General features: G+C 61.0%; 1 protein-coding gene. It reads right to left on the bottom strand.

Annotated features, from left to right (window positions below; genetic code table 11):
- On the bottom strand, window positions 1-436 hold a 436-nt coding region (locus tag AYR66_RS00015; protein WP_141104131.1), incomplete at both ends, for a glycoside hydrolase family 16 protein.

The raw sequence follows: 436 nt of genomic DNA, 5'->3' as shown, positions 1-436 counted from the left end.
CGTCGAATCGTCCGGCGTGCCCGATGCGCTGCCGTACCACAGGTCCAGCATCAGGTACATCGGATCGCCCATCGATACGTTCACCACCAGCACTTCCTTGCCGTCGAAGTAATAGGTCTGCTTGTTCGGTTCCCACTTCACCGCATACTTGTGGAAGCCTTCGGACAGGTCCACGCCGGCATCGTACTGGCGCGTGCCCACCAGCTGCCCCTCACGGTCGCCTTTCCAGACGGTCGGTGCATATGCGGTCGGATGCGCCACACCGTTCTTGTTCACGCCCCACGGCGCGGCACCGCCGGCATACGCTTCCATCACGTCCATCTCGGGACGGCGCTCGTTGATGTGGTTGAACAGCCAGAATGCAGGCCAGGTGCCCTTACCCACCGGCAGCTTCGCTTCAATCTCGAAGTAGCCATAGGTCTGGTAGTACTTGCCA

The organism is Noviherbaspirillum denitrificans, assembly GCF_002211445.1.
Taxonomy (GTDB): Bacteria; Pseudomonadota; Gammaproteobacteria; order Burkholderiales; family Burkholderiaceae_D; genus Noviherbaspirillum; species Noviherbaspirillum denitrificans.
The sequence above is the reverse complement of the archived record's forward strand: the minus strand, read 5'-3'. Positions and strand labels throughout refer to the sequence as shown.